This window comes from Chryseoglobus sp. 28M-23, assembly GCF_014789785.1.
GTDB lineage: Bacteria > Actinomycetota > Actinomycetes > Actinomycetales > Microbacteriaceae > Microcella > Microcella indica.
The window spans coordinates 1,683,408-1,707,151 of record NZ_CP061846.1 but is presented as its reverse complement, the minus strand read 5'-3'; the positions used below and the strand labels follow the sequence as shown (position 1 = coordinate 1,707,151).

The 23,744-nt window shown below is 69.8% G+C and carries 22 protein-coding genes; 11 read left to right on the top strand and 11 right to left on the bottom strand.

Annotation, left to right across the window (positions count from 1 at the left end):
• Nucleotides 1-10: 10 nt before the first annotated feature.
• Nucleotides 11-2,041: a M3 family metallopeptidase gene (locus tag IE160_RS08375; RefSeq protein WP_191150787.1), complete on the bottom strand. Its 2,031-nt coding sequence runs from the start codon at nucleotides 2,039-2,041 to the stop codon at nucleotides 11-13.
• Nucleotides 2,042-2,179: 138 nt separating this feature from the next.
• Between IE160_RS08375 and IE160_RS08370 the strand changes: the two genes are divergently transcribed.
• Both IE160_RS08370 and IE160_RS08365 read left to right on the top strand, forming a co-directional pair.
• Complete coding sequence (locus tag IE160_RS08370; protein ID WP_191150786.1) at nucleotides 2,180-2,812, top strand: ArsR/SmtB family transcription factor; 633 nt, start codon at nucleotides 2,180-2,182, stop codon at nucleotides 2,810-2,812.
• Nucleotides 2,809-3,027: a hypothetical protein gene (locus tag IE160_RS08365; protein ID WP_179872186.1), complete on the top strand. Its 219-nt coding sequence runs from the start codon at nucleotides 2,809-2,811 to the stop codon at nucleotides 3,025-3,027. Before IE160_RS08370 ends, IE160_RS08365 begins: the two co-directional genes overlap by 4 nt.
• A gap of 37 nt (nucleotides 3,028-3,064) precedes the next feature.
• Here the strand turns inward: IE160_RS08365 and IE160_RS08360 are convergent, their stop codons facing one another.
• The 4 genes from IE160_RS08360 to valS all read right to left on the bottom strand — a co-directional run bounded on the left by IE160_RS08360 (nucleotide 3,065) and on the right by valS (nucleotide 7,824).
• The gene (locus IE160_RS08360) at nucleotides 3,065-3,301 is read right to left on the bottom strand and encodes a hypothetical protein (protein ID WP_191150785.1); all 237 of its coding nucleotides are present in this window, start codon (nucleotides 3,299-3,301) and stop codon (nucleotides 3,065-3,067) included.
• A gap of 86 nt (nucleotides 3,302-3,387) precedes the next feature.
• A complete protein-coding gene (locus IE160_RS08355) occupies nucleotides 3,388-3,846 on the bottom strand; it encodes a GNAT family N-acetyltransferase (protein ID WP_191150784.1) in 459 nt (152 codons plus the stop codon).
• A 9-nt stretch (nucleotides 3,847-3,855) separates the two neighbouring features.
• Nucleotides 3,856-5,172, bottom strand: a complete 1,317-nt coding sequence (locus tag IE160_RS08350; protein WP_191150783.1) for an APC family permease — start codon at nucleotides 5,170-5,172, stop codon at nucleotides 3,856-3,858.
• Nucleotides 5,173-5,208: 36 nt separating this feature from the next.
• A complete protein-coding gene (gene valS / locus IE160_RS08345) occupies nucleotides 5,209-7,824 on the bottom strand; it encodes a valine--tRNA ligase (RefSeq protein ID WP_191150782.1) in 2,616 nt (871 codons plus the stop codon).
• A 108-nt stretch (nucleotides 7,825-7,932) separates the two neighbouring features.
• Between valS and IE160_RS08340 the strand changes: the two genes are divergently transcribed.
• The gene (locus IE160_RS08340) at nucleotides 7,933-8,691 is read left to right on the top strand and encodes a flavodoxin family protein (RefSeq protein WP_191150781.1); all 759 of its coding nucleotides are present in this window, start codon (nucleotides 7,933-7,935) and stop codon (nucleotides 8,689-8,691) included.
• 8 nt (nucleotides 8,692-8,699) lie between these two features.
• On the opposite strand, the gene IE160_RS08335 is transcribed toward IE160_RS08340, so the two are convergent.
• Together IE160_RS08335 and IE160_RS08330 are read right to left on the bottom strand one after the other, a co-directional pair.
• Nucleotides 8,700-9,491, bottom strand: coding sequence for a Crp/Fnr family transcriptional regulator (locus IE160_RS08335; protein ID WP_191150780.1), 792 nt, complete (start codon nucleotides 9,489-9,491; stop codon nucleotides 8,700-8,702).
• The gene (locus tag IE160_RS08330) at nucleotides 9,481-9,942 is read right to left on the bottom strand and encodes a hypothetical protein (protein WP_224744418.1); all 462 of its coding nucleotides are present in this window, start codon (nucleotides 9,940-9,942) and stop codon (nucleotides 9,481-9,483) included. Before IE160_RS08330 ends, IE160_RS08335 begins: the two co-directional genes overlap by 11 nt.
• Before the next feature lie 136 nt (nucleotides 9,943-10,078).
• On the opposite strand from IE160_RS08330, the gene IE160_RS08325 reads away from it, so the two are divergent.
• Together IE160_RS08325 and IE160_RS08320 are read left to right on the top strand one after the other, a co-directional pair.
• Complete coding sequence (locus tag IE160_RS08325) at nucleotides 10,079-10,405, top strand: thioredoxin family protein (RefSeq protein WP_191150779.1); 327 nt, start codon at nucleotides 10,079-10,081, stop codon at nucleotides 10,403-10,405.
• Nucleotides 10,392-10,760 carry an alpha/beta hydrolase gene (locus IE160_RS08320; protein ID WP_224744417.1) on the top strand — a complete coding sequence of 123 codons (369 nt, stop codon included), beginning with the start codon at nucleotides 10,392-10,394 and terminating at the stop codon, nucleotides 10,758-10,760. Before IE160_RS08325 ends, IE160_RS08320 begins: the two co-directional genes overlap by 14 nt.
• Here the strand turns inward: IE160_RS08320 and IE160_RS08315 are convergent.
• Nucleotides 10,738-11,982 carry an integrase catalytic domain-containing protein gene (locus IE160_RS08315; RefSeq protein ID WP_191150778.1) on the bottom strand — a complete coding sequence of 415 codons (1,245 nt, stop codon included), beginning with the start codon at nucleotides 11,980-11,982 and terminating at the stop codon, nucleotides 10,738-10,740. The two genes, IE160_RS08320 and IE160_RS08315, sit on opposite strands and share 23 nt — an antisense overlap.
• Nucleotides 11,983-12,071: 89 nt before the next feature.
• Here IE160_RS08315 and IE160_RS08310 point away from each other — a divergent pair, with 89 nt between their 5' ends.
• From IE160_RS08310 to IE160_RS08300, 3 genes are all read left to right on the top strand, one after another.
• Entirely contained in the window at nucleotides 12,072-13,034 is a 963-nt protein-coding gene (locus IE160_RS08310; protein WP_191150777.1) for a bifunctional alpha/beta hydrolase/OsmC family protein, read from the top strand.
• 96 nt (nucleotides 13,035-13,130) lie between these two features.
• The gene (locus tag IE160_RS08305; protein WP_191150776.1) at nucleotides 13,131-13,574 is read left to right on the top strand and encodes a thioredoxin family protein; all 444 of its coding nucleotides are present in this window, start codon (nucleotides 13,131-13,133) and stop codon (nucleotides 13,572-13,574) included.
• Between the two features lie 8 nt (nucleotides 13,575-13,582).
• Nucleotides 13,583-15,247 (top strand): DUF3179 domain-containing (seleno)protein, encoded by a 1,665-nt coding sequence (locus tag IE160_RS08300; protein WP_191150775.1) that lies wholly within the window; start codon nucleotides 13,583-13,585, stop codon nucleotides 15,245-15,247.
• A gap of 18 nt (nucleotides 15,248-15,265) precedes the next feature.
• Here IE160_RS08300 and IE160_RS08295 read toward each other — a convergent pair whose 3' ends face one another.
• From IE160_RS08295 to IE160_RS08285, 3 genes are all read right to left on the bottom strand, one after another.
• Nucleotides 15,266-16,615 (bottom strand): MFS transporter, encoded by a 1,350-nt coding sequence (locus IE160_RS08295; RefSeq protein WP_191150774.1) that lies wholly within the window; start codon nucleotides 16,613-16,615, stop codon nucleotides 15,266-15,268.
• 65 nt (nucleotides 16,616-16,680) lie between these two features.
• The gene (locus tag IE160_RS08290; RefSeq protein WP_191150773.1) at nucleotides 16,681-17,466 is read right to left on the bottom strand and encodes an AfsR/SARP family transcriptional regulator; all 786 of its coding nucleotides are present in this window, start codon (nucleotides 17,464-17,466) and stop codon (nucleotides 16,681-16,683) included.
• Between the two features lie 30 nt (nucleotides 17,467-17,496).
• Nucleotides 17,497-18,348, bottom strand: coding sequence for a hypothetical protein (locus IE160_RS08285; RefSeq protein WP_191150772.1), 852 nt, complete (start codon nucleotides 18,346-18,348; stop codon nucleotides 17,497-17,499).
• Nucleotides 18,349-18,764: 416 nt separating this feature from the next.
• Between IE160_RS08285 and ileS the strand changes: the two genes are divergently transcribed.
• From ileS to IE160_RS08270, 3 genes are read left to right on the top strand one after another with little or no spacing between them, the layout of a single operon-like run.
• Nucleotides 18,765-21,983 (top strand): isoleucine--tRNA ligase, encoded by a 3,219-nt coding sequence (gene ileS, locus IE160_RS08280; protein WP_191150771.1) that lies wholly within the window; start codon nucleotides 18,765-18,767, stop codon nucleotides 21,981-21,983.
• A complete protein-coding gene (locus IE160_RS08275) occupies nucleotides 21,980-23,338 on the top strand; it encodes a bifunctional folylpolyglutamate synthase/dihydrofolate synthase (RefSeq protein WP_191150770.1) in 1,359 nt (452 codons plus the stop codon). Before ileS ends, IE160_RS08275 begins: the two co-directional genes overlap by 4 nt.
• A complete protein-coding gene (locus IE160_RS08270) occupies nucleotides 23,335-23,712 on the top strand; it encodes a DUF4233 domain-containing protein (protein WP_191150769.1) in 378 nt (125 codons plus the stop codon). Before IE160_RS08275 ends, IE160_RS08270 begins: the two co-directional genes overlap by 4 nt.
• Nucleotides 23,713-23,744 lie beyond the last annotated feature (32 nt).

Below are 23,744 nucleotides of genomic sequence, written 5' to 3'. Positions count from 1 at the left end.
GGCGGCGCCCCTACTCGGTGAGCCCGCGCCGCGTCAGCAACGGCTCGATGACCGCGTCGCGCCCGCGGAACTCGCGGTACGCCTCGAGCGGGTCGCGCATGCCGCCGATGCCGAGGATGTGCTGCCGGAACCGATCACCGTTCGCCCGCGTGAGCCCGCCGTTCTCGCGGAACCACTCGACCGTGTCGGCGTCGAGCACCTCGCTCCAGATGTAGCTGTAGTAGCCGGCGTCGTAGCCGCCCGAGAAGGTGTGGGCGAAGTAGGTCGACGAGTATCGCGTGGGCACGGCGGGGTTGTCGAGGCCGACCCGCGCGAGAGCATCCGCTTCGAAGGCGGCGACGTCGGTGACGGACTCCGCCTCCTCGGGGCTCAGCCGGTGCCAGGCCTGGTCGAGCAGGGTCGCCGCCAGGTACTCGGAGGTCGCGAAGCCCTCGCCCCACGTCTCGCTCGCCCTGATGCGGTCCAGGGTCTCGGCGGGGATCGGCTCGCCCGTGATGTGGTGCACGGCGTAATCGTTCACGATCTCAGGCCAGAGCATCCACATCTCGTTGACCTGGCTGGGGAACTCCACGAAGTCGCGGTAGACGCTCGTGCCCGTGAAGTGCGGGTAGGTGACGTGCGCGAAGAGGCCGTGCAGGGCGTGCCCGAACTCGTGGAAGAACGTGCTGACCTCGTCGAAGGTCAGCAGGGTGGGCTCGCCTGCGGCGGGCTGGGGCACGTTGAGGTTGTTGACGACGATCGTCGGGTGGTCGAGCAGCTCGTTCTGCCCGATGAGCTCGTTCATCCACGCGCCGCCGCGCTTCGAGTCGCGCGTGTAGAGGTCGAGCAGGTAGAGGCCGAGCTCGGTGCCGTCCTCGTTGCGCACCTCGAAGATCCGTACGTCGGGGTGGTAGCCGACGAGGTCGTCCCGCTCGGTGAACGTGATGCCGTACACGGCGGTCGCGGCCGCGAAGACCCCGCGCTGCAGCACCCGCTCGGCCTCGAAGTACGGGCGCAGCGCCGCGGTGTCGACGTCGAACTCGGCGGCGCGCACCTTCTCGCTCCAGTAGGGCCAGTCGTGCGCCTCGATTGGGCGGCCCGCGAGGGCCTCGAGCTTGGCCTGCTCGGCGCGCGCGTTGCGGGCCGCGGCGGGAGCCAGCGTGGAGAGCATGGCGGCGATGTTCTCGGGGGTCTTGGCGGTCTGGTCGGCGGCGACGAAGGCGGCGTGGCTGTCGAAGCCGAGCAGGCGCGCCCGCTGCGCGCGGAGTCGCACGATCTCGAGCAGCACCGCGCGGTTGTCGTGGGCGCCGCCACGGGTGCCGCGAGCCCGCGAGGCCTGCATGATCCGGTCGCGCACGTCGCGATTCGTGAGGGACGACAGGTACGGATGCCCGGTCGGCAGCACGAGCGTGATGAGGTAACCAGACTCGAGCCCGCGGTCGCGCGCCGCAGCCGCCGCCGCCGAGATCTCTCCCTCGCTGAGGCCGTCGAGCTCCTCGCGCGTGGCGACGTGCACCGCGAGCGCGTTGGTGTCGGCGAGCAGGTTCTTCTCGAACTGTGTGGTCAGGGTCGAGAGTCGCGCGTTGAGCGTGCCGAGGCGCGCCTTCTGCTCATCGTCGAGGCCGGCCCCGGCGAGCGTCATGCGCGTGTGGTGGCGCTCGATGAGATAGCGCTGCTCGTCGCTCAGCCCCAGGTCGTTCCGCTGCTCGTGCAGCGTCGCGATGCGCGCGTAGAGCGCGGTGTCGAGGGTCAGGGCGTCCTCATGCGCGGAGAGGCGGGGCGCGAACTCCTCCTCGAGCGCGTTGGTCGCGTCGCTCGAGTCGGCGCTCGACTGGTTGTAGAAGACGCGCAGCACGCGCATGAGCAGCTGCCCGCTCGACTCGAGCGGCATCATCGTGTTGTCGAACGTCGGCGCCTCCGGCTGCGCGGTGATCGCCGCGACCTCGCGCAGCTGCTCGGCCATGCCGGCCTCGATCGCCTCGGCGTAGTGCGTCTCCTCGATCTCGGCGAAGGGCGGCAACTGGTAGGGGAGCGTGCTGGGGGCGAAGAACGGGTTGGTCATGCGGCCAGCCTAGAGCCGGGCATCCGGGGCCGCAGGCGCACGATGCGCGACGCAGGGCGACTGCAAAGAAACGCTTGCAAAGAGAGCATTGCAAAGAAGTGCTTGCAAAGAAGTCTTTGCATTGGTACAGTCGTTCTCATGACCCCCAGCGCACCGCACCCCGAGGATCGCATCGCCGACCTCGACGGGCTCAAGGCGCTCGCGCACCCTCTGCGGGTGCAGATCATCGAAGCCCTCTCGACGTACGGCGCGCACACCGCGAGCGGGCTCGCCGAGCGCCTCGGCGAGTCGAGCGGGTCGACGAGCTACCACTTGCGCCAGCTCGAGAAGCACCACTACGTGCGCGAGGTCGCCGACCGCGGCACCGCGCGCGAGCGCTGGTGGGAGCGCGTGCCCGGCGCCATCCAGATGGGCAGCCCCGAGCTCGACGAGAGCGAGGCCGGTCGTCAGGCCAGCCGCGTCATCATGCGCGAGTGGCTGCATCACCGCGAGGCCGGCGTGCGCGACATCGTCGAGCGCGGCATGACCGAGCTGCCCCCGCGCTGGCGCGACGCCACCAACCTCCAGTCGGCCAGCGTTCACGTGACCGCCGAGCAGCTCGGCGAGCTCAATGAGCAGATCGTCGCGCTCATCACCGAGTTCGCCCGCGAGCACCGCGGCCAACGGGTCGTCGGTTCTCGACCCGTCCAACTGCAGTACTTCGCGTTTCCCGTGCTCGATGGGCACGAGATCACCGAATCTGACGACACCGAGGAAGAGACAGCACGATGACCACCATGACCCTCACCGCCGCGGACTGCTGCGCGCCCCGTGCTCGCCGTCTGCCCATGCTGCGCCGGCTCGTGCTCTCCACCGGGCTCGCGCTCGTCGCGTGGAGCCGCAGGCCCGTGCGGCGTCGCAGCCACGAGGAGCAGGCGCGCAGCATCCGCACCGAATCGATGCGCCAGCAGGCGGCGGCACCGTTCCGCTACGGCGCAGCGCAGTAGCGGAACAGACGGAAGCGCGACAGTCGCGGCGGATGCCTCAGCGGGGCGTGACGCCGTCCGTGATCTCGACGACGCCGTCGTGGGACTGGCGGATGACCGTTCCATCGTCGAGCTCGACGACGGGTCGCCCCTCCAACCACGTGAGGGTCCAGCGCCACAGGCTCGTGTCTCGACCGAAGAGTTCGCCCTCCACGGCGCGCACGGCGGCGCGAACGTCAGGGTTCAGGCGTGCGGACGGTTCGGCACCGACCGACCAGCGGGTTCCGAGCTGCATGGCTCAGGCCTCCTAGCAGGTGCTGCCGAGCAGGAGCTCGCCAGCAGGGGTTCGCGTGCGGGTGGGTCGCGGTGGCGCCCCCGATGCTACCCGCTCGTCTCCCGCTCGTAGGTGACCCACGTCGTGCGCGTCGCGAGACGGTCGTAGACCCGCTGCGCGCGCTCGTTGTCGGCGGCGGTAATCCAGCGCAGCGTTCCGCCCCCGTTCGCTGCGGCGTGGTCGGCGACCGCCTCGAGCAGCGCGGTGCCCACGCCCGATCCGCGATGGGCAGGGTCGGCGAAGAGGTCGTCGAGGAACCAGCCGGGCCCGGCGAGGAACGTGTCGGGCTGCATGCGCACGTGCGCGAAGCCGACGATCGCCCCGTCGACCTCGGCGACGAACGCTGTGACCGGATGCTCGGGGTCGAGTATCCACGTCCACACGCCGTCGAGCACGGCGCCGTCGAAGTCGGTCTCGTAGAACACTCCGTACGCCGCGAACAGCTCGCGCCAGCGCTCCGCGTCGCCGGGGCTGGCCTGTCGAATGGTGATGCTGCTCTCGCTCATCCTCGCAGGCTACTCGGCGCGAGCGTGTCGCACGACGAGCCACTGACTGAGGAAGAGCGCGGCGCCGATGACGCTCGCGACGAGCAGGGTGAGAGGGTCGCGCCCGATCGTCACGATCGTGAAGGCGCCGAGGATGAGGCCGTCGAGCACGATCGTCGCCACGAGGGGCCAGGCGTGCGCCCCCGTGTCGCCCCGCAGACGCCGCAGAACCCCCCACTGCACGGCGATGTCCATCGTCAGGTACAGGAACACGCCGAGGGAGGCGATCTGCCCGAGGTCGAAGAGCACCGTCACGACGATCGCGAGGCTCGCGGTGATGAGCAGCGGCTGCTGCTCCTTCCACCGGCTGCCGCGGGGCACCTGGCCCATGTCCTGCAGCATGGCGAAGAGCCGTGAGACCGAGAAGAGGTTGGCGAGCAGCGCCGAGGCGGTCGCGATCACGGCGATGCCGACGGTGAGCGCGACGCCGGCCTGCCCGAACAGCGGGTCGGCCGCGCGCGCGAGCGCGAAGTCGCGCGCCTCGACGATCTCGGGCACGGTGAGGTTCGCGGCGACGGCGACGGTGATGAGCGCGTAGAGGCCCGCGCAGATCGCGATGGCGAGCACGATCGAGCGGGGCAGGTTCTTCTTCGCGTCACGCAGCTCGGCGCCGTGGTTGGTGATGGTCGTGAAGCCCTTGTAGGCGAGCACGCACAGTGCCACGCCCGCGACGATGCCGAGCAGGCCGGGGTCGCCCGACGACCCGCCGTCTCCCTCGCCGCCGCTCGGCTCACCGCCGCTCGCCGCGCCACCGCCCGACGCCACGACGGTGCCGATGATCCCGGCGATCGCGAGGGTCGCGATGCCGACGATCTTGATGACGGCGGTCGCGGTGGCGGAGCGCTCGACGAACCGGTTGCCGACGATGTTGGCGATCGCGGTCGCCGCGATGAGCACCACGCCGAGCAGGGGCACGAGAATCGCCGAGTCCTGCAGGCCGAACGGCTGCAGCAGGTACGTGCCGAAGGTGCGGGCGATGAGGCTCTCCGCCACGACCATCGACACGTACATGAAGAGCGAGAACGCCCCCGCGATGACGCCGTTGCCGTAGGCGGCGCGCAGCAGCATCGCGATGCCGCCGGAGGTCGGGTTCACGGCGGAGTATCGCGCGTAGGCGTGCGAGCTGAGTCCCACGACGACGGCCGCGGCCAGGAACACCCACGGGAAGACCTCGCCCGAGACCTCGGCCACCTGCCCGACCAGGGCGAAGATGCCCGCTCCGATCATGACGCCCGTGCCGAGCGATACCGAGCCGATGAGGGAGATCTTCTGGTCGTCGCGAGTCATGGGGCGCGAGCCTAGCGGAGGCTCGCCGGGGCGCACTCAGGCGCGCTCGGGTGCCTCGCCGAGCTCGATCGCGGTGATCTCGATCGAGTCGCCCTCCATGATGTCCAGCACGTCGATGCGGCCGACGGCCTTGAGGTCGCCCGCCGCCTCGGCAAGCAGCATGGGCGCCGAGAGGGTCGCGTGGCTCACCGGGGTCTTCTGCGACACCTTCGCGTCGGTCTTGGCCCGACGGATGCCGATGAGCGCCTCGGAGACGAGCGGCAGCAGCCCGGTCGGGCTCTCGCTGCTCACCTCGTCGGCAGTCGGCCAGGCGGCGACGTGCACGCTGCCGTCGTGCGTCCAGCTCCAGACCTCCTCCGTCGCGAACGGCAGCACGGGCGCGAAGAGCCGCACGAAGACGTCCATGGCCAGGTGCAGCGCGGCGACGGCGCTCGCCTGGCCCTCGGCACCCTGCGCACCGTAGGCGCGCTCCTTGACGAGCTCGAGGTAGTCATCGGTGAAGGTCCAGAAGAACTGCTCGGCCACGTCGAGCGCTCGAGCGTGGTCGTACTCGTCGAGCGCCTTCGTCGCGACGCGCACGACCTCGGCGAGCGAGGCGAGCAGGTCGCGGTCGAGCGGCTCGGTGATCGCGCTCGCGCCGAGAGCGTCGATGCTGTCCACGCCAGCGGGCGCTTCGAAGGAGTGCACGAACTTGGCGGCGTTCAGCACCTTGATGGCCAGGCGGCGGCCGATCTTCATCTGCTTGGGGTTCTGCGGGTCGAAGGCCGCGTCGGTACCCAGGCGCGAGGAGGCCGCCCAGTAGCGCACGGCGTCGCTGCCGTGGTCGTCGAGCATCGCGGCCGGGGTCACGACGTTGCCCTTCGACTTCGACATCTTCTTGCGGTCGGGGTCGACGATGAAGCCCGAGATGCCCGCGTGCTTCCACGGCACGGTGCCGTGCTCGAGCTCGGCACGCAGCACGGTCGAGAACAGCCAGGTGCGAATGATGTCCTGCCCCTGGCTGCGCAGGTCGTAGGGGAAGACCAGGTCGAACAGCTCGGGGTCGTCCTCCCACTTGCCGGCGATCTGCGGCGTGAGGCTCGAGGTCGCCCAGGTGTCCATGATGTCGACCTCGCCGATGAAGCCGTTCGGCTGGCCGCGCTGCGCCTCGTCGAAGCCGGGTGCGGGCATCGAGGAGGGGTCGACGGGCAGCTGGTCTTCGCTCGGCACGATGGGGTCGCCGGTCTGCTCGCCGTCGGCGTCGAGGCGGTACCAGACGGGAATCGGCACGCCGAAGAAGCGCTGGCGCGAGATGAGCCAGTCGCCCGAGAGCCCGCCGACCCAGTTCTCGTAGCGCACGCGCATGTGGTCGGGGTGGAACGCGACCTCGCGCCCCCGCTCGAGCAGGCGCTCGGCGAGCTGCTCGTCGCGGGCGCCGTTGGCGATGTACCACTGGCGGGTGGTGACGATCTCGAGCGGCTTGTCGCCCTTCTCGAAGAACTTCACCGGGTGAGTGATCGGGCGCGGCTCACCGTGCAGGTCACCGCTCTCGGTGAGCAGCTCGACGATGCGCGCCTTGGCGCTGAAGACGGTCTTGCCCGCGAGCTCGGCGTAGGTCTCGGCCGCCGCCCCCTCGATGCCCTGCGGGGGCTCGGCCAGAATGCGGCCGTCCTTTCCGAGGATGGGCCGCAGCGGCAGGTCGAGCTCGCGCCACCACACGACGTCGGTGACGTCGCCGAACGTGCACACCATGGCGATGCCCGAGCCCTTGTCCTGCTGCGCGAGGCGGTGCGCGACGACGGGCACCTCCACGCCGAAGAGGGGCGTCGTCACGGTCGTACCGAAGTACGGCTGGTAGCGCTCATCATCGGGATGCGCGACCAGGGCCACGCAGGCGGGAATCAGCTCGGGGCGCGTGGTCTCGATCTCGATGGTGCCGCCGTCGCCTGTCTCAGAGTTCGCCGTGTGGAACGACACCCGGTGGTACGCCCCGGGCATGTCCTTGTCCTCCAGCTCGGCCTGCGCGACGGCGGTGCGGAACGTCACATCCCAGAGGGTCGGCGCGTCAGCGCGATACGCCTCGCCGCGCGCCAGGTTCCGCAGGAAGGCGCGCTGGGCCGCGCGCTGCGCGTCATCGCCGATCGTGCGGTACGTCTGGTCCCAGTCGACGCTGAGGCCGAGGGTGCGCCACAGGTCTTCGAACTGCTTCTCGTCCTCGACGGTGAGGCGCTCGCACAGCTCGATGAAGTTGCGGCGGCTGATGGGCACCTGGTCGGCGGCCTTGGAGGCCTTGTTGTCTCCGCCCTCGAACGGCGGCGTGAAGTTGGCGTCGTAGGGGAGCGTGGGGTCGCAGCGCACGCCGTAGTAGTTCTGCACGCGGCGCTCGGTCGGCAGGCCGTTGTCGTCCCAGCCCATCGGGTAGAACAGGTGCTGGCCGCGCATGCGCTGGTAGCGGGCGGCGAGATCCATGTGGGTGTAGCTGAAGACGTGGCCGATGTGCAGCGAGCCCGAGGCGGTCGGCGGCGGGGTGTCGATCGCGTAGACCTGGGCCTTGCCGGCCGCGAGCGCGGCATCCCGATCGAAACGGTAGATGCCCTGCTGCTCCCAGACTTCACCCCACTTCGCTTCGAGACCTTCGAGGGCGGGCTTGTCGGGGAGGGATGCAGGGCTCATCGAAAAGGTCTCGTCTCGCTATAGGCGGCACCGTGTCAGAGGTAAGGGTGCCTGAGTGTGGGTTGTGACTCCATGGTAACGGGATGCGCTGGGGGCTACCGTCGAGGCATGCCCGACTCCCCGCAGCCCTCGGCCGTCCCGTCCCCGCCCGCTGACTACGGCGACCTCCGCGCCGTCTACGTCAACTGCACCCTCAAGCGCAGTCCCGAGCTCAGCCACACGCAGGGCCTCATGGATCGCAGCATCGCGCTCATGCGCAGCCAGGGCGTGAGCGTCGACAGCCTGCGGCTCGTGGATCACACCGTGCCGCCGGGCGTGTACCCCGACATGCGCGAGCACGGCTGGGAGGCGGACGAGTGGGTCGAGCTGTGGCCGCGCGTGCGCGAGGCCGACATCCTCGTCGTGGGCACACCGATCTGGCTCGGCGAGGTGTCGTCGCAGCTGCGCGTGCTCATCGAGCGCCTGTATGCGATGAGCGGCATGACGAACGAGAGCGGCCAGTACGTCTACTACGGCAAGACGGCGGGGATGCTCGTCACGGGCAACGAGGACGGCGTCAAGCACTCCGCCATGTCCACGCTGTACGCCCTGCAGCACATCGGTTGCACGATCCCGCCCGCCGCCGACGCCGGGTGGATCGGCGAGGTCGGGCCCGGCCCGAGCTACCTCGACGAGGGCTCGGGTGGGCCCGCGAACGACTTCACGAACCGCAACATGACGTTCATGACGTGGAACCTGCTCCACACGGCTCGTCGGCTGAAGGACGCCGGCGGCATCCCCGCCTACGGCAACGTGCGCGAGCAGTGGGCAGAGGGCGAGCGCTGGGGCTTCGACGCGAACCCCGAGTACCGCCAGCCGGGCGACTGAGTCCTTGCCTACCCGATTCGGCGGGAGAGCGCGGCCAGGGCGTCGCGGTCGACGACCAGGACGCGGCCGCGAGCCTGGCGGATGATGCGCTGGGCGGCGAGCTCAGCCATGACCTTGCTCGTGGACTCGCGGGTTGCCCCGACGAGACCCGCCAGCTGCTCGTGGGTGATGCGGATGCCGCGCTGACCGGGGAACGACCGTGACGAGCTGCCGTCGGCCAGTGTCGCGATGGTGCGCGCGATGCGCGCGGGCAACGGGCGATGGGCGAGGTCGGTTAGTCGTTCCTCAAGGCGGGCCACCTGTTCGCCGAGGAGCCGGGCGATGCGCACCGCGATCCGGGGGTCACTGAGCAGGAACCGCTCGACATCGCGCACCTCGAGTCGGCAGATCTGCGAATCCTCGATGGCTTCCGCGTAGTTGTCGTGCATGCGCTGCCCGACGAGCACCATTTCGCCGAAGACCGCGCCGGGCTCCAGAATGCCCATCGTCATCGCCTTGCCGTCCTCCGTCACGCGGAACACGCGAATGCGGCCCGACTTGAGGATGAACAGCGATGACGAAGGCTGACTCTGGCTGAAGACGAGCTCGCCGCGCAGGACGCGCTGGGCCGGCGCCATGCGGTCGAGCTCCGCGGCCTCCTGCGTGCTTAGGTCGGCGAACAGGTCCACGTCGCTCAGACAGCTGAAGGTGTGCGTGAGCGCGTCACTGTCGAGGGAGCCCGCGGTATCCGGTCTTCCTCGCGCGCTCGCCCGCTCGCGCGCGACGATCGCGTCGAAGCCTGACTTCCAGCTATCGGGCATTGCCCCTCCTGATGATCGCGGCGGCCACGACGCCGAGGATAGCGCCGTACACGACGTGACCCATGAGACTGAAGACCGCTGCCTGATCGATGGTGAAGATAGGCATGCCGAGCATAAGCGGCATAACCACGAGCGGCCCCATGATCCACCAGAGCAGGCCGTAGGCCAGGCCGGTGACGAGCCCGCGCGGCACGCTCGTGAGGAGGACGGTGCCGAACGGAACTGTGAGCACGAGCCCGATGACGACGGACATCATGAGGTGAACGCCGAGGCCGACGAGAATCGAGTCGGAGCCGAGCATCGCGGCGATCATCGTGAACATGCCCATGATGCCCATGAGCACTCCGAAGACGACGCCGCCAACCATGCCGCCGACGAGGCCGGCAACGGCGCGTCGCGCGACTCCCGCCGTGACCGGAGCGATGTAGGACGTGCGAGTGGTGGTGACCATCGTGGTCTCCCTTCGAGTGTCGCGGCTGTCGCGACCTGCTCACCGTAGGGAGCCTCAGATCGCGCGGTCTGCACGCTGGAGCACACTGGATGCTGGGGCACACAACCGCCTCGCCTGCGACTGGCAGACTGCGCTCATGGAAACACTGATCCTGCACATCGACGAGTGTCCGAACTGGCGCGAGGCCGGTGAGCGGGTGACGGAGGCGCTGACGCTGGTGGGGGCCAGTGGCGGCGAGGTCGACTACCGGCTCGTGACGGAGACCAGCGTGCGTGACCTACCGCAGTTCGCGGGGTCGCCGACGATCCTCGTCGACGGCCACGACCTGTTCCCCTCGGAGGGAGCCACGGCCGACGTCGCGTGCCGTGTCTATGTGAGCGAGGGCCGCCTCGCGGGGCTGCCCAGCGTGGGTGAGATCGCCGCGGCTCTGCGGCAGAGGGAGGTGCACGTTGCCCAGGATTGAGTTCCCCGGATCGACGGGGGAGGCCCTCGCCGCGCGACTCGAGATGCCGCAGGGCGAGCCGCGCGGGTACGCCGTGTTCGCGCACTGCTTCACGTGCTCGAAGGACTCGACGGCGGCATCCCGCATCTCGCGCGCCCTCACCGGTGGCGGCATCGCGGTGCTGCGCTTCGATTTCACGGGTCTCGGCGACTCCGATGGCGACTTCTCGAACACGAACTTCTCCTCCAACGTCGACGACCTCGTGGCGGCGGCCGAGTACCGAGGTGCCTCATGTAGGAATGCCCGCGAAATGGTTCCCGTGCCCCAGTTAAGTATGCCCGCGAAGCCGGGGGTCAGCTCGCGGGGCGTAGTTTGATGCCGCGGGTGGTGTCGGGCAGAGGCGTGGCGGCTTCGGCTTGGAGTGCGAGGGTGCGGTCGCGGGCAAGGCCGGTGAGTCGGTCTTGGAGGGATTGGATGCGGCGGGCGAGTTCGGCGGGGTTGATCCGGTCGCGCCGGTCGCGCAGTTGGGCTGCTTGGTCTGGGGAGAGGACTCCGGCGGCCAGGAGACGGTCGAACGGGGTCTTCGGGGCGTCGTAGAGACGCTTGCGGCGTCCGGCGGCGTCGGTCGACCAGTCGGTGGGTTTCTTGGTCGGGGTGAAGAAGTTCAGCCGGTCGTTCACGAGCGGCCAGAGCTGGTTCAGGAGGGTCAGTTCTTCCGGGGTGTCGTAGCGCCAGTAGAACGCGTAACGGCGCACGAGGTGGTTGTTCTTGGACTCGATGGTGGCCTGGTCGTTCTTGTTGTACGGGCGGGAGCGGGTGAAGAAGATCTTCCGCTCGGCGGCCCAGCCGATGACGTCGTGGTTGATGAACTCGCCGCCGTTGTCGAAGTCGAGCCCGGTGACTTCGAACGGAACCTGTGAGGTGGCGTGCTGGAGGGCGGCCAGCACGTTCAGGTGCGCGTTGTTGCGGGTGGAACGGGTCGTCACCCACCCGGTGCGCATGTCGGTGAGGTTCACCGTCCGGCAGAACTCGCCCTTCAGCGTCGGACCGCAGTGCGCGACGGTGTCGCCCTCGAAGAACCCCGGGGACTGTTCGACCTCGTCGCCGGCTTTGCGGACCTGGATCGAGGAGCGCAGCAGCGGCGACGGCTTCGTCGTCGAGATGCCCCGGAGTGGGTCTTTCGCTCTCGCGGGGGCGAGGTAGCGGTCGATCGTCGCCGGGCTCATCGCCTCCAGCTCGGCCCGCACCTCGGGCGAGTAGCGGGCCTGGCCGGCTCTGAGCTCGCCGTGGCGTTCCAACGCGTCCAGCAGGACCGGCATCGCCGCGGCCAGGTACTTCCCGCACTCGAATCCCGCGAACGCCCACACCCTTTGCAGCGTCTTCGTCGCGTCATAGGAGTACTTCCGAGCCCGAGGCTTCCGCGCCTTGCTCACCGTGCGAGGGCGGGGTCGAGCGGCTTTCGCGAGCCTGCGACGGGCGTTATCCCGCGACCAGCCGGTGACCGCGACCACCTCGTCCAGCAGCCGGCCCTTGTCCTTCTTCGACGCCTTCGCATACGCCCGGGCGTACTTCACCGTGATCTCTGCTCGCGCAGCCATCGACAACCTGCTTCCCATACCTCGGATAATGCCCGCCATTCGCGGGCATTCTTATCTGAGGCACGGGAACCCACTCGCGGGCATTCTTCGTGAGGCACGTCGAGTACTTGCAGCGCGAGCATCGCGCGCCTACCCTGCTCATCGGCCACTCCCTCGGGGGCGCGGCCGTGATCGCTGCCGCCGAGCGCGTGCCGAGCGTGCGCGCGGTCGCGACGATCGGCGCCCCGAGCGACCCCTCCCACGTGACGGCCCTCTTCGATGCGGCGCGGGAGAGGATCACGACCGAGGGCGAGGCCGATGTGCAGCTCGCTGGTCGCACCTTCCGCATCCGCCGTCAGCTGCTCGACGACCTCGCGGCCCAGCCGCAGCACGACCGCATCGCCGGCCTCCACCGCGCCTTGCTCGTGCTGCACTCGCCGATCGACGAGATCGTCGGCGTCGACAACGCCCGCGAGATCTTCGAGGCGGCGCGCCACCCGAAGTCGTTCATGGCGATCGACGGCGCCGACCACCTGCTGACCGCGGCGCGCGATTCGACGTTCGCGGCGTCGATCATCGCGGCCTGGGCCGCGCGATACGCCCTGGATGCTCGACCCCAGTCCGACGACGCGACCGCTGTCGCCCCGCCCGGCTCGGTGAGCGTATCGAGCACCGCGGAGGGCCCGTTCACGCAGACTGTCGTGGCGGGATCGCACCGGTGGACCGCCGACGAGCCCGCACCGATCGGCAATGACCTCGGGCCCTCGCCCTACGACCTCCTCCTCGCCGGTCTCGGCGCGTGCACGTCGATGACGATGCGCATGTACGCCGACCGCAAGGGCATTCCCCTCGAGGGAGTGACGGTGACCCTGCGCCATGAGCGCCTGCACGCGCAGGACTGCTCCGAGTGCGAGACGCGCACGGGCATGCTCGATCACGTGGTGCGCGAGATCACGATGACGGGCGACCTCAGCGCCGAGCAGATCGAGTCGCTGCGCGTCATCGCCGACAAGTGCCCCGTGCATCGCACGCTCACCGGCGCCGTGCACGTGACCACCACCGTCGAGACCTGAGGGATCGCGCACGTTCTGTGTGCCAGCGCGCAGTCCCTCGGGAGCTTTCCTGCCTACCCTGACCAGACATCGGGTGCGAGCGCGGAGGTTCATGACGTGACACGGTTCATCATCGGCATCGTCGCGGTGATCGTAGCGGCGGCGCTGGCCGTCGTCATCCTCCTTCCCGGCGACGAGCCTCGCGTGGCGGCGACCGACTCCGCCGCGGCCTCCGACGGGTTCTCCGAGCGCTACCAGCCCTACAGCGAGGAGGCGCTCGCCGCGGCCGGGCCCGACGACACCGTCGTGCTGTTCTTCAGCGCCGTGTGGTGCTCCACCTGCAAGGTGCTGCGCGACGACATCGCGGCGCAGCCGGAGAGCATCCCCGACGACGTCCTCATCCTCCTCGTCGACTACGACGACTCGACCGACCTCAAGCAGCAGTACGGCGTCACCTATCAGCACACCCTGGTGCAGGTGGATCGCACGGGCGCCGGCATCGCGCGCTGGGAGCTGTCGCGGTCGCTCGAGGAGCTGCTCAGCACGATCGTCGAGGTCTGAGCGCCGCCATGGAACTGCTGCCGCTGTCGCTCCTCGCCGGAGTTCTGACCGTGCTGTCGCCGTGCGTGCTGCCGCTCCTGCCCGTGATCCTCGCGGGGTCGGCGGCCGAATCGGGCCGCCGCAGCGTGTACCTCATCATCGGGAGCCTCGCCGTCTCCGTCGTGGCCTTCACCCTGCTGATCCGGGGGGCGAGCGCACTGCTGGGGGTGCCGAACGATGTCTGGCTCATCGTCTCGGGCGCACTCGTGCTGTTCATCGGCGTGACCCTCGCCTTCCCCGCGGTGTGGGAGCGCATCTCCGTGCGCACCGGACTGCAGCGTGCCAGTGGCGAGCTCGTCGACTCGTCGGCCCAGCGCACGGGGGTGACGCGCCCGCTGCTTCTGGGGTTGTCGCTCGGCCCCATCTTCACGAGCTGCAGCCCCACCTACGGCCTCATCCTCGCCGCCGTGCTGCCCACGAGCTTCGGGGTCGGCGTGGCCAACCTCGTCGCGTACACCGTCGGCCTGAGCGCGGTGATGCTGCTCATCGCGCTCGGCGGGCAGTCGGTGACGCGCAGGATGCGGTGGGCGGTCAACCCGCACGGCGTCTTCCGGAGGGCTCTCGGCGGCCTGCTCATCGTCATCGGAGCTCTCATCGCCACGGGGGTGATCAAGGACGTTGAGGCCTGGCTCGTCGAGCGGGGCATTCTGGGCGCGGTCGTGCTCGAGCAGGGCATCCTCGACCAGGTCGATACCGGGGTGGATGCGCCCCCGCCCATCCGCCTCGACGACAGCGCGCCGGCCGGGCCGCCCACCTTCCTGGCGAGCCAGTTCCCCGGCATCGACTGGCAGTCGGCCGACCCCGTGATCGCGGAGGCCGTAGCGGGAGGGCCGCCCCGCGACGGCATTCCCGCGATCGACGACCCGGCGATGGTGCCGCTCGACGAGGTGTCGTGGGGCGACGGCGTGCAGGCCATCGTGCTCGACGATGGGGCGAACCCGGCGCGCGTGTACCCCTACAACATCCTCGTGTGGCACGAGATCGTCAACGACACGGTCGACGGGGTTCCCGTCGCGGTCACCTTCTGCCCGCTGTGCGGCAGCGCGATCGTGTTCGACCGCACGCTCCCCGACGGTCGTGTCTCGACCTTCGGGGTCAGCGGCGGCCTCATCGACAGCAACATGATCATGTTCGACCGCGAGACGGAGGGTCTGTGGCAGCAGAGCACCGGCCGTTCGCTCGCGGGCGAGTTCGTGGGCGCGGAGCTCGCCCTGCATCCTTTCCAGCTGCTCACCCTGGGGGAGGCGCGCGAGGCGCACCCCGACGCGCTCGTGATGAGTGCGAGCACCGGGTTCGTGCGCGACTACGAGCGCAACCCGTACGGCGACTACGACGAGAGCGAGCGCTTCCTCTTCGCCCCCTCGACCGTCGACGAGCGGTACCCCGCGAAGCTCATCATGGCCGCGTTCGTCATCGGTGAGACTCGCGTCGCGGTGCCCTGGCTCGCTCTGCGGGAGGTCGGTGCCCTCGAAGCCGAGGTGGCGGGCGAGGTCGTGACACTGCGCGTCAGGGACGGGTCCCTCGAGGTGCGCGACGCCGAGGGCCGCCTCGTGCCGTTCTACTTCGAGATGTGGTTCAGCTGGGCCGTGCAGAACGGCGAGGCCGGGGTCGTGCTCGACCCCGACTCGCCGTAGACGGATGCCCCGCCAGCGCTAGTCGCGCACCGCGGCCGCCGGGCTCGCCTCGGCTGCGTTCGCTGCGAGAGGCGTCGCAGGCTCGTCCTCGTCCTTGTCGACGCGGATGCGCACCGCGATGAGCGCGCTCACGAGCGTGATGAGCGACATCGCCGCAAGCACGATGCCCGGGTGCCACCAGGCGTTGCCGGTGACCTCGCCGATCGTGAGCGTGAGGGCGGGCACGAAGCCCGAGATCACGGCCGCGATCGAGTAGGCGAAGCCGAGCGCCGAGTAGCGGTACCGCTCGTCGAACATCTCCGTGTAGATGCCGCCGAGCGCCGCCCAGCTCATGGTCGGCAGGATGCCGCCGATGATCATCATCGCCACGAGCACGCCGAAGTCGGCGAACTGCAGGAAGTAGTACAGCGGGAAGGCGACGAGGAGGGTGCCGAGGGCGCCCCAGGCGACGACCGTGCCGGAGCCGATGCGCGTCGCCCACGCCCCGAACAGCGGAATCGTCACGAGCTGCAGCAGCCCGCCGATCGTCGTGGCGATGAGCAGCTCGTAGTACTCGAAGCCGAGCTGCGCCACTCCGTAGTTGATCGTGTACGTGTTCATGAGCGAGTACGAGCCGATGCCGAGCAACGCGACGCCCACGGCGACGATGATCGAGACCGGCTGCGCGCGCAGGAGGGCTGCAATCGGCACGCGCGGTCGGCGCTCGGTCGCCGCGACCGCCCGGAACACGGGCGTCTCGGTGACGGTGATGCGCAGGTACAGCGAGACGAGCAGCAGCGGGATCGCCGTGAGGAACGGCAGGCGCCAGGCCCACTCGCTTATCTGCTCGTTGGTGAGGGCGAGGGTCAGCCAGATGAAGGCGGTGGCGGAGAGGATCGAGCCGATCGGCGAGCCCAGCTGCGGCATGGCGGCCGCGAAGGCGCGCTTCGTGCGCGACTCGTGCTCGGTCGCGATGAGCACCGCGCCGCCCCACTCGCCGCCGAGCGAGATGCCCTGCAGGAGGCGCAGCAGCACGAGGAGAACTGCGCCGAACCAGCCAGCCTGCTCGAAGGTCGGCAGGACGCCGATGAGGCCCGTGGCCACGCCCATGAGGGTGACGGTGACGATGAGCGTCGTGCGGCGCCCGAGCCGGTCGCCGAGGTGGCCGAAGAGGATCGCGCCGACCGGGCGGATGACGAAGGCCAGCGCGATGGAGAGGAACGCCGCGAGCGTGCCGCCGAACCCGCCGAGCGGGTCGAAGAACAGCGGCCCGACGAAGAACGCGGCGAAGTACGCGTAGATGTAGAAGTCGTACGACTCGAGGGAGGTTCCGACGAGAGAAGCCCAGCGCGCACGACGCGCGACGCGGGGGTCGGAGGGTGCTGCCACGGCTGCCGAGGTGGAGGCCGTGACCGAGGGGGACGTGGTTGGCGCTTTGCCACGAGAGTTGTCAGTCACAAGTAGTCGAGCGTATCGGGTGGCGCGTTCATTCCCGAGTCGGCGGTCACCGCGGCGCGAGCGGTCGCTCCGGGGAGCGCGTCGATGAGTTCGCGGAAGGCGTCGCTCGGGCTCACATCGACGGCATCGGCGAGAGTCGCACTGAACCGTGTGAAGGCACGGAGCGCCTCACCGTGGTTGCCAGCGGCGATGTGGAGGCGCACGAGAGCGACGTGCGCGGTCTCGCGCAGCGGCTCGATGCGGATCGCCGACTGGGCGGCGTGCATGGCCAGGTACGGCCGCGCGTCTCGCGAGAGCGAGGCGACGAGCGACTCGAGGGTCTCGGCCCGCATGAGGCGCCACTCCTCCGCCTCCTCGAGCGCCCAGTCGTCGTAGAAGTCGGGCAGCAGCTGCAGGCAGAGAACGGCGATCGTCGATCGCGTCTCGCCGGCGGTCGCGGTCGTCGGCTCGGCTGCAGTGTCGAGAACGTGGTCGGCGAGCACGCGAGCAGCGCGATAGTCCACGGTGCACCGCGGGTCCAGGCCGACACCGCCCGCGCTCACGAGCAGCACCGTGCGGGTGACGGGGTCGATCCGGGCGAGGGCGGCGCGCAGCCGCACGGCGCCGAGCGAACTCGACGCATCCGGCCAGAGAGCACCCGCGATCGCGGCGCGCGAGATGATGCGCGACCGCAGCGCGAGCAGGGCGACGAGGCGCTGTGTGCCTGCAGTGCTCGCAACCGACGCGCCGTCCGCCGTCCTCACGTCGAACGACCCCAGCAGCTGCAGTGCGATTCCGGTCATGAACGACCTTCCCTGCACCGAACGCTAGCGCTACTCCCTGCGTGCCTGCACAGGCCGGCGCGCACGGAGGAGGCCGACGCCGGCGAGCACGAGTGCGAGAGCGAGGCCGCCGAGGGCTGCGTGCACGGCGGTTGGGCCGGTCTCGGCGAGGACGTCAGCGTCGTCGGCAACGGTGTCGTCGCCGGTGCCCTCGTCGGCGACCTCATCGTCGGTGTCCGCGGGCAGCACGAGAGTCGTGATCTGCGTCGAGCACACCAGGAGGGCGCCGCCGCCGTTCACGCTGTTGTTGCACTGGTTGACCGTCACAGGGAGGGCCGAGCTCGTCGTCGACGTTCCGACCGTGCAGTTCATGCTGACCTGCGTGCCGCCGTTCATGCTGTCGTTGCACTGCGTGATGGTGGCATCGGTCGTCGCTTGCGCGGGATCGCAAGCGGAACCTGCCGGTAGCGGCAGTGAATCGAACGAGTTGTTGCACTGATTCACCGTGGGTGCACTCGTCGTGCCCTCGCCCGTGATGGTGTTGATCATCTCGACGCTGCAGTGCAGCGTGCCGCCGCCGCCCTCGCCGCTGTAGTTGCACTGCTCCACCCGTTCCGTGAGTGTGTCGAAGCTCTGCACGGTCGGCTCGCCGGCGCACGTGGTCACCGTGTTGGCGGCGCCGCTGCAGACGAGCGTCGTGACGGTTGAGCTCTCGGCACCGGTGTCGAGGTTGAGGAAGTTCTCCACCGTCACCTGGCAGTTCGCCCCTTCGCCGCCGACGTTGAAGGCGCTCTCGCACTGATCGAACGGTGCGGCGAGCGCCGGCGAACTGACTCCGCCCACGCTGAACAGGGCGCCCGCCAGCACCGCGATGCCCATCATGCTCATCGCTCTCGCGAACATCGATGGTGTGTGGCGCTGAGTGCTGGTCATTGTTCCCCCGAACGGCAAAGAATGCGCAGTCCCCCCGCGCATCCTTCAGAGTGCGCCCCCGTGCGTGACGGGAGCGTGACGGCAGCGTGACGATGCTCGCCACCCGAGCGAGGGCGTTCGGTTTCCGCACGTCGCCGGTGCCCTACCATGGAGGCATCGACTGCGATCCGGCCATCACCGGGGAGTCCTCGGAAGAATCCTCACCGCAGGTGGGGTACTAGACCCGAGCGGGGCAGGCCCGTCACAGCCGCAGATGAGGGGCCCGAGCATCCGGTACCGCACGTGCGAGACCGAGGTGACGAGGGCAAGCGGGGTGGTACCGCGGCAGACCCATCGGGCTCTGTCGTCCTCGCGGTGAGTGTGCACGCGACACGACCGGAGACACCATGGGCTACCCCCTGCACCGCGACGAGAACAGCGTCGTCGCCTCCCCGAGCTTTCCCGCGCTCGAGCACGAGGTGCTCGAGTACTGGGCCACGCACGACACGTTCCGCCGCTCGATCGCCCAGCGCGACGGCTGCGACGAATGGGTCTTCTACGACGGCCCGCCGTTCGCCAACGGCCTGCCGCACTACGGCCACCTGCTGACGGGGTACGCGAAAGACGTCTTCCCGCGGTTCCAGACGATGCGCGGCAAGCAGGTGCACCGCCGCTTCGGGTGGGACACCCACGGTCTGCCCGCCGAGCTCGAGGCGATGAAGCAGCTCGGCATCACCGAGAAGTCGCAGATCGAAGAGATGGGCATCGAGGCCTTCAACGGCAAGGCCCGCGAGAGCGTGCTGCGCTACACCGACGAGTGGCAGAACTACGTCACGCGGCAGGCGCGCTGGGTCGACTTCGACAACGACTACAAAACGCTCGACATCACGTTCATGGAGAGCGTGCTGTGGGCCTTCAAGACCCTGCACGGCAAGGGGCTCGCCTACGAGGGCTACCGCGTGCTGCCCTACTGCTGGCGCGACGAGACGCCGCTGTCGAACCACGAGCTGCGCATGGACGACGACGTCTACCAGATGCGCCAGGACCAGTCGGTGACGGTGACCTTCCCCCTCGTCGGGGAGAAGGCCGAGGCGCTGGGCCTCACGGGCGTCGAGGCGCTCGCCTGGACGACGACCCCGTGGACCCTGCCGACGAATCTCGCGCTCGCCGTCGGCCCCGAGATCGCATACGCGGTCATCCCGCGCGGCGGCGATGAGCCGGATGCCCGCACCTTCCTCCTCGCCGCCGACACGATCCCCGCCTACGTCAAGGAGCTCGGCTACGCCGACGCGGCGGAGGCGCAGGCCGCCGTCACTCGCACCGTCTCGGGTGCCGAGCTCGGCGGCGTGCAGTACGACCGCCTGTGGGACTACTACGCCGACGCCGAGCAGTGGGGCACGCAGCACGCCTGGCAGATCCTCGTCGCCGACTACGTGGCCACGGGGGAGGGCACGGGCATCGTGCACCAGGCGCCCGCCTACGGCGAGGACGACCAGGCGACGTGCGCGGCAGCGGGCATCCCCATCATCATCTCCGTCGACGACGGCGGCCGGTTCCTGACGAGCGTGCCGGATGTCGCGGGACTGCAGGTCTTCGACGCGAACAAGCCGCTCACGGCACTGCTGCGGGAGGCGGGGCGCCTGTTCCAGCAGCGCAGCTACGAGCACAGCTACCCGCACTGCTGGCGGTGCCGCAACCCGCTCATCTACAAGGCCGTCTCGAGCTGGTTCGTCAAGGTCACCGAGATCCGCGACCGCGCGATCGAGCTCAACGAGCAGATCACGTGGGTGCCCGAGAACGTCAAGCACGGGCAGTTCGGCAAGTGGCTCGAGGGAGCACGCGACTGGTCGATCAGCCGCAACCGCTACTGGGGCAGCCCCATCCCGGTGTGGAAGAGCGACGACCCGAACCACCCGCGCGTCGACGTGTACGGCTCGCTCGCCGAGCTCGAGGCCGACTTCGGCGAGCTGCCGCGCAACGCGGAAGGCCAGGTCGATCTGCACCGCCCCTACATCGACTCGCTGACGCGCCCCAACCCCGACGACCCGAGCGGCGCCTCCACCATGCGGCGCATCGAGGACGTCTTCGACGTGTGGTTCGACTCGGGCTCGATGCCGTTCGCGCAAGTGCACTACCCGTTCACCAACGCGGAGTGGTTCGACAGTCACAACCCTGCCGACTTCATCGTCGAGTACATCGGGCAGACCCGTGGCTGGTTCTACACGATGCACGTGCTCGCGACGGCGCTGTTCGACCGCCCCGCATTCAGCAGCGTCATCAGCCACGGCATCGTGCTCGGCAACGACGGCCAGAAGATGTCGAAGAGCCTGCAGAACTACCCCGACGTGGGTGAGGTCTTCGAGCGCGACGGGGCCGACGCGATGCGCTGGTTCCTCATGTCGAGCTCGGTGATCCGCGGCGGCAACCTCGTCGTCACCGAGGAGGGCATCCGCGAGGGCGTGCGGCAGTTCCTGCTGCCGCTGTGGAGCACCTACTACTTCTTCGGCCTCTACGCGAACGCCGGGGAGATCGAGGATGCCCGCTGGCGCACCGACTCGGCCCACGTGCTCGACCGCTACCTGCTCGCCAAGACGCGCGACCTCGTCACGACCGTCACGCGTGAGCTCGACGCGCTCGACAGCCCGCTCGCCGCAGCCGCCGTGCGCGACTTCGCCGACGTGCTCACCAACTGGTACGTGCGCCGCAGTCGCGAGCGGTTCTGGGCCGGGGACGACCGCGACGCGATCGACACCCTGTACACGGTGCTCGAGACGCTCGCGCGCGTCGCCGCGCCGCTCGCGCCGCTCGTGACCGAAGAAGTGTGGCGCGGCCTCACCGGCGGGGAGAGCGTGCACCTGACCGACTGGCCCGACGCCGACGACTTCCCGGCCGACGAGTCGCTCGTCGCGGCGATGGACCGAGTGCGGGCGATCGCGAGCAGCGGACTCGCGCTGCGCAAGGCCCAGGGCCTGCGCGTGCGCCTGCCCCTGGAGCGCCTCACGGTCGTCACCCCGGCAGCGGCGGCGCTCGCCGACTTCAGCGATATCGTCCGAGACGAGCTCAACGTCAAGAGCGTCGAGCTCGTCGAGTTCGACGACTCGCTCGCCGAGAGCTACGGCATCAGCCGGCGACTCGCGGTCAACGCGCGCGCGGCCGGGCCGCGCATCGGCAAGCAGGTGCAGCAGGTCATCGGCGCCGCGAAGGCCGGCGACTGGGCGGTCGAGGGCGACGGCGTCGTCGTCGGCGGCATCGCGCTCCAGCCGGGCGAGTTCACGCTCGAGCTCGAGCTGGCCGACCCCACCGCGGCCGTCGCGTTCCTGCCGGGCAGCGGCTTCGTGCTGCTCGATACGGCCGTGACGCCCGAGCTCGCCGCCGAGGGGCTCGCGCGCGATGTCGTGCGCGCCGTGCAGCAGGCGCGCAAGGACGCGGGGCTCGACGTGAGCGACCGCATCGCGCTGAGCCTCGGGTCGGAGTCGGCCGAGACGCGCGCTGCGATCGAGACCCACCGCGCGCTCATCAGCGGCGAGGTGCTTGCGACCTCCCTCGAGGTCGGGGAGGCTGTCGAGGGCACCGCGATCGCGGTGGGCGAGGGGGCATCCGTGACGATCTCGGTGGTGCGCGCATGAGCGCCGAGCAGCAGGCGATCGACCGCGCGGACGCCGAGAAGGTCTACGAAGAGCTGCTCTCGCGCATCGGCGAGGCTGCGCCCCGGCCCCGCCTGGAGCCCACCCGGCGCGCGGCCGAGCTGCTCGGCGACCCGCAGCGCAGCTACGCGATCATCCACGTCACGGGCACGAACGGCAAGACCACGACGAGCCGCATCGCGGAGAGCATCCTGCGCGCGTACGGCCTGCGAACCGGCCTGCTGACGAGCCCGCACCTCGTGCGCGTCAACGAGCGCATCATGATCGACGGGCAGCCGATCAGCGACCGGGCTCTCGCCGACAACTGGGCCGACATCGCGCCATACGTGCTCATGGTCGACGCCGAGCTCACCGCCAACGGCGAGGAGCCGCTCACCTACTTCGAGGCGCTCACCCTCCTCGCCTTCGCCTCCTTCGCCGACGCTCCCGTCGACGTCGTCGTGCTCGAGGTCGGCATGGGCGGCGAGTGGGATTCGACGAACGTCGCCGACGGCGACGTGGCCGTCTTCACGCCCATCGCGCTCGACCACCAGGCGCGGCTCGGGCGCACGATCGGCGAGATCGCGCGCACGAAGGCGGGCATCATCAAGCCCGCCGCGGTCGTCGTGACGGCGCTCCAGCAGACGGAGGCGATGGACGAGCTCGTGCGTGCGGCCGAGCACGACGAGGCGGCCGTGCAGTGCGAGGGTGTCGATTTCGCCCTCCTGGATGCCCGGCTCGCGGTCGGCGGGCAGGTCATCGACGTGCGGGGCCGAGCGGGGGAGTACCGCGATCTCGCGCTGCCCCTCTTCGGCGAGCATCAGGCGCAGAACGCCGTCGTGGCGATCGCCGCCGTCGAGTCGTTCCTGGGCGACGGCACGCAGCCCCTCGCCGACGACGTGCTCGCCCAGGGTCTCGCCGCCGTGACGAGCCCCGGCCGACTGCAGGTGCTCGCGACCGAGCCGAGCGTCATCGTCGACGCGGCCCACAACCCGCACGGAGCGCGCGCGCTCGCCACGACCCTCCTCGGGTCGTTCGCCTTCGACTCGATCACGGCGATCGTCGGGGTGCTCGACGACAAGGACGCCCGCGGCATCATCGAGGCGCTCGACCCCGTCGTCACACGGTTCGTCGTGACGCGCTCCGACTCCGAGCGGGCGCTCGACGTCGAGGTGCTCGCCGAGATCGCCACGGCCGTGGCGGGCCCCGACCGGGTGCGCATCGAGCCCGAGCTCGCCGTGGCGCTCGCCGAGGCGCGCGACGAGGCGGGTCCAGGCGACGCCGTGCTCGTGACCGGCTCGATCTCACTCGTCGGTCAGGCGATGCTCATGAGCGCCCAGGAGGATGGGGAATCGTGACGGAGACCACCACGCCAGCGCCTCGCCCGCGACGCGAGCGCAGCGCGACCGAGTCGCTGCTCGTCATCACGCTCGGCATGGAGATCATCGTCGTCGTCTTCGGCATGCTCGCCATCAACGGGCTGGGCGTCCTCCCAGCCGCGAGCGTCTTCGGCGGCGGCGCCGCGCTCCTCGTGCTGCTCATCGTCGGCGTGCGCGTCGCCCGCTACCGCTGGGGCCTCTGGTTCACGGGCGTGCTGCAGGCGCTCCTGCTCGCCACCGGGTTCATCGAGGTGCTCGCGGCCGTGACGGCGGCGATCTTCGTGGGATTCTGGATCTACGCCGTCGTGCGCGGTGGCCAGCTCGACGCCGCCAAGCGGGCGGCGCAGGCCTGACGCACCGTCCGAGGTCGCCGAGCCTCCGACAC

Excerpts from the sequence above, each read along its gene's own strand:
- IE160_RS08375 (WP_191150787.1), bottom strand. The coding sequence starts at position 2,041 with ATGACCAACCCGTTCTTCGCCCCCAGCACGCTCCCCTACCAGTTGCCG.
- IE160_RS08335 (WP_191150780.1), bottom strand. The coding sequence starts at position 9,491 with ATGCCCGATAGCTGGAAGTCAGGCTTCGACGCGATCGTCGCGCGCGAG.
- valS (WP_191150782.1), bottom strand. The coding sequence starts at position 7,824 with ATGAGCCCTGCATCCCTCCCCGACAAGCCCGCCCTCGAAGGTCTCGAA.
- IE160_RS08355 (WP_191150784.1), bottom strand. The coding sequence starts at position 3,846 with ATGAGCGAGAGCAGCATCACCATTCGACAGGCCAGCCCCGGCGACGCG.
- IE160_RS08275 (WP_191150770.1), top strand. The coding sequence starts at position 21,980 with ATGAGCGCCGAGCAGCAGGCGATCGACCGCGCGGACGCCGAGAAGGTC.
- IE160_RS08300 (WP_191150775.1), top strand. The coding sequence starts at position 13,583 with ATGGAACTGCTGCCGCTGTCGCTCCTCGCCGGAGTTCTGACCGTGCTG.
- IE160_RS08360 (WP_191150785.1), bottom strand. The coding sequence starts at position 3,301 with ATGCAGCTCGGAACCCGCTGGTCGGTCGGTGCCGAACCGTCCGCACGC.
- IE160_RS08290 (WP_191150773.1), bottom strand. The coding sequence starts at position 17,466 with ATGACCGGAATCGCACTGCAGCTGCTGGGGTCGTTCGACGTGAGGACG.
- IE160_RS08285 (WP_191150772.1), bottom strand. The coding sequence starts at position 18,348 with ATGTTCGCGAGAGCGATGAGCATGATGGGCATCGCGGTGCTGGCGGGC.
- IE160_RS08350 (WP_191150783.1), bottom strand. The coding sequence starts at position 5,172 with ATGACTCGCGACGACCAGAAGATCTCCCTCATCGGCTCGGTATCGCTC.
- IE160_RS08330 (WP_224744418.1), bottom strand. The coding sequence starts at position 9,942 with ATGGTCACCACCACTCGCACGTCCTACATCGCTCCGGTCACGGCGGGA.
- IE160_RS08365 (WP_179872186.1), top strand. The coding sequence starts at position 2,809 with ATGACCACCATGACCCTCACCGCCGCGGACTGCTGCGCGCCCCGTGCT.
- IE160_RS08315 (WP_191150778.1), bottom strand. The coding sequence starts at position 11,982 with ATGGCTGCGCGAGCAGAGATCACGGTGAAGTACGCCCGGGCGTATGCG.
- ileS (WP_191150771.1), top strand. The coding sequence starts at position 18,765 with ATGGGCTACCCCCTGCACCGCGACGAGAACAGCGTCGTCGCCTCCCCG.
- IE160_RS08340 (WP_191150781.1), top strand. The coding sequence starts at position 7,933 with ATGCCCGACTCCCCGCAGCCCTCGGCCGTCCCGTCCCCGCCCGCTGAC.
- IE160_RS08370 (WP_191150786.1), top strand. The coding sequence starts at position 2,180 with ATGACCCCCAGCGCACCGCACCCCGAGGATCGCATCGCCGACCTCGAC.
- IE160_RS08325 (WP_191150779.1), top strand. The coding sequence starts at position 10,079 with ATGGAAACACTGATCCTGCACATCGACGAGTGTCCGAACTGGCGCGAG.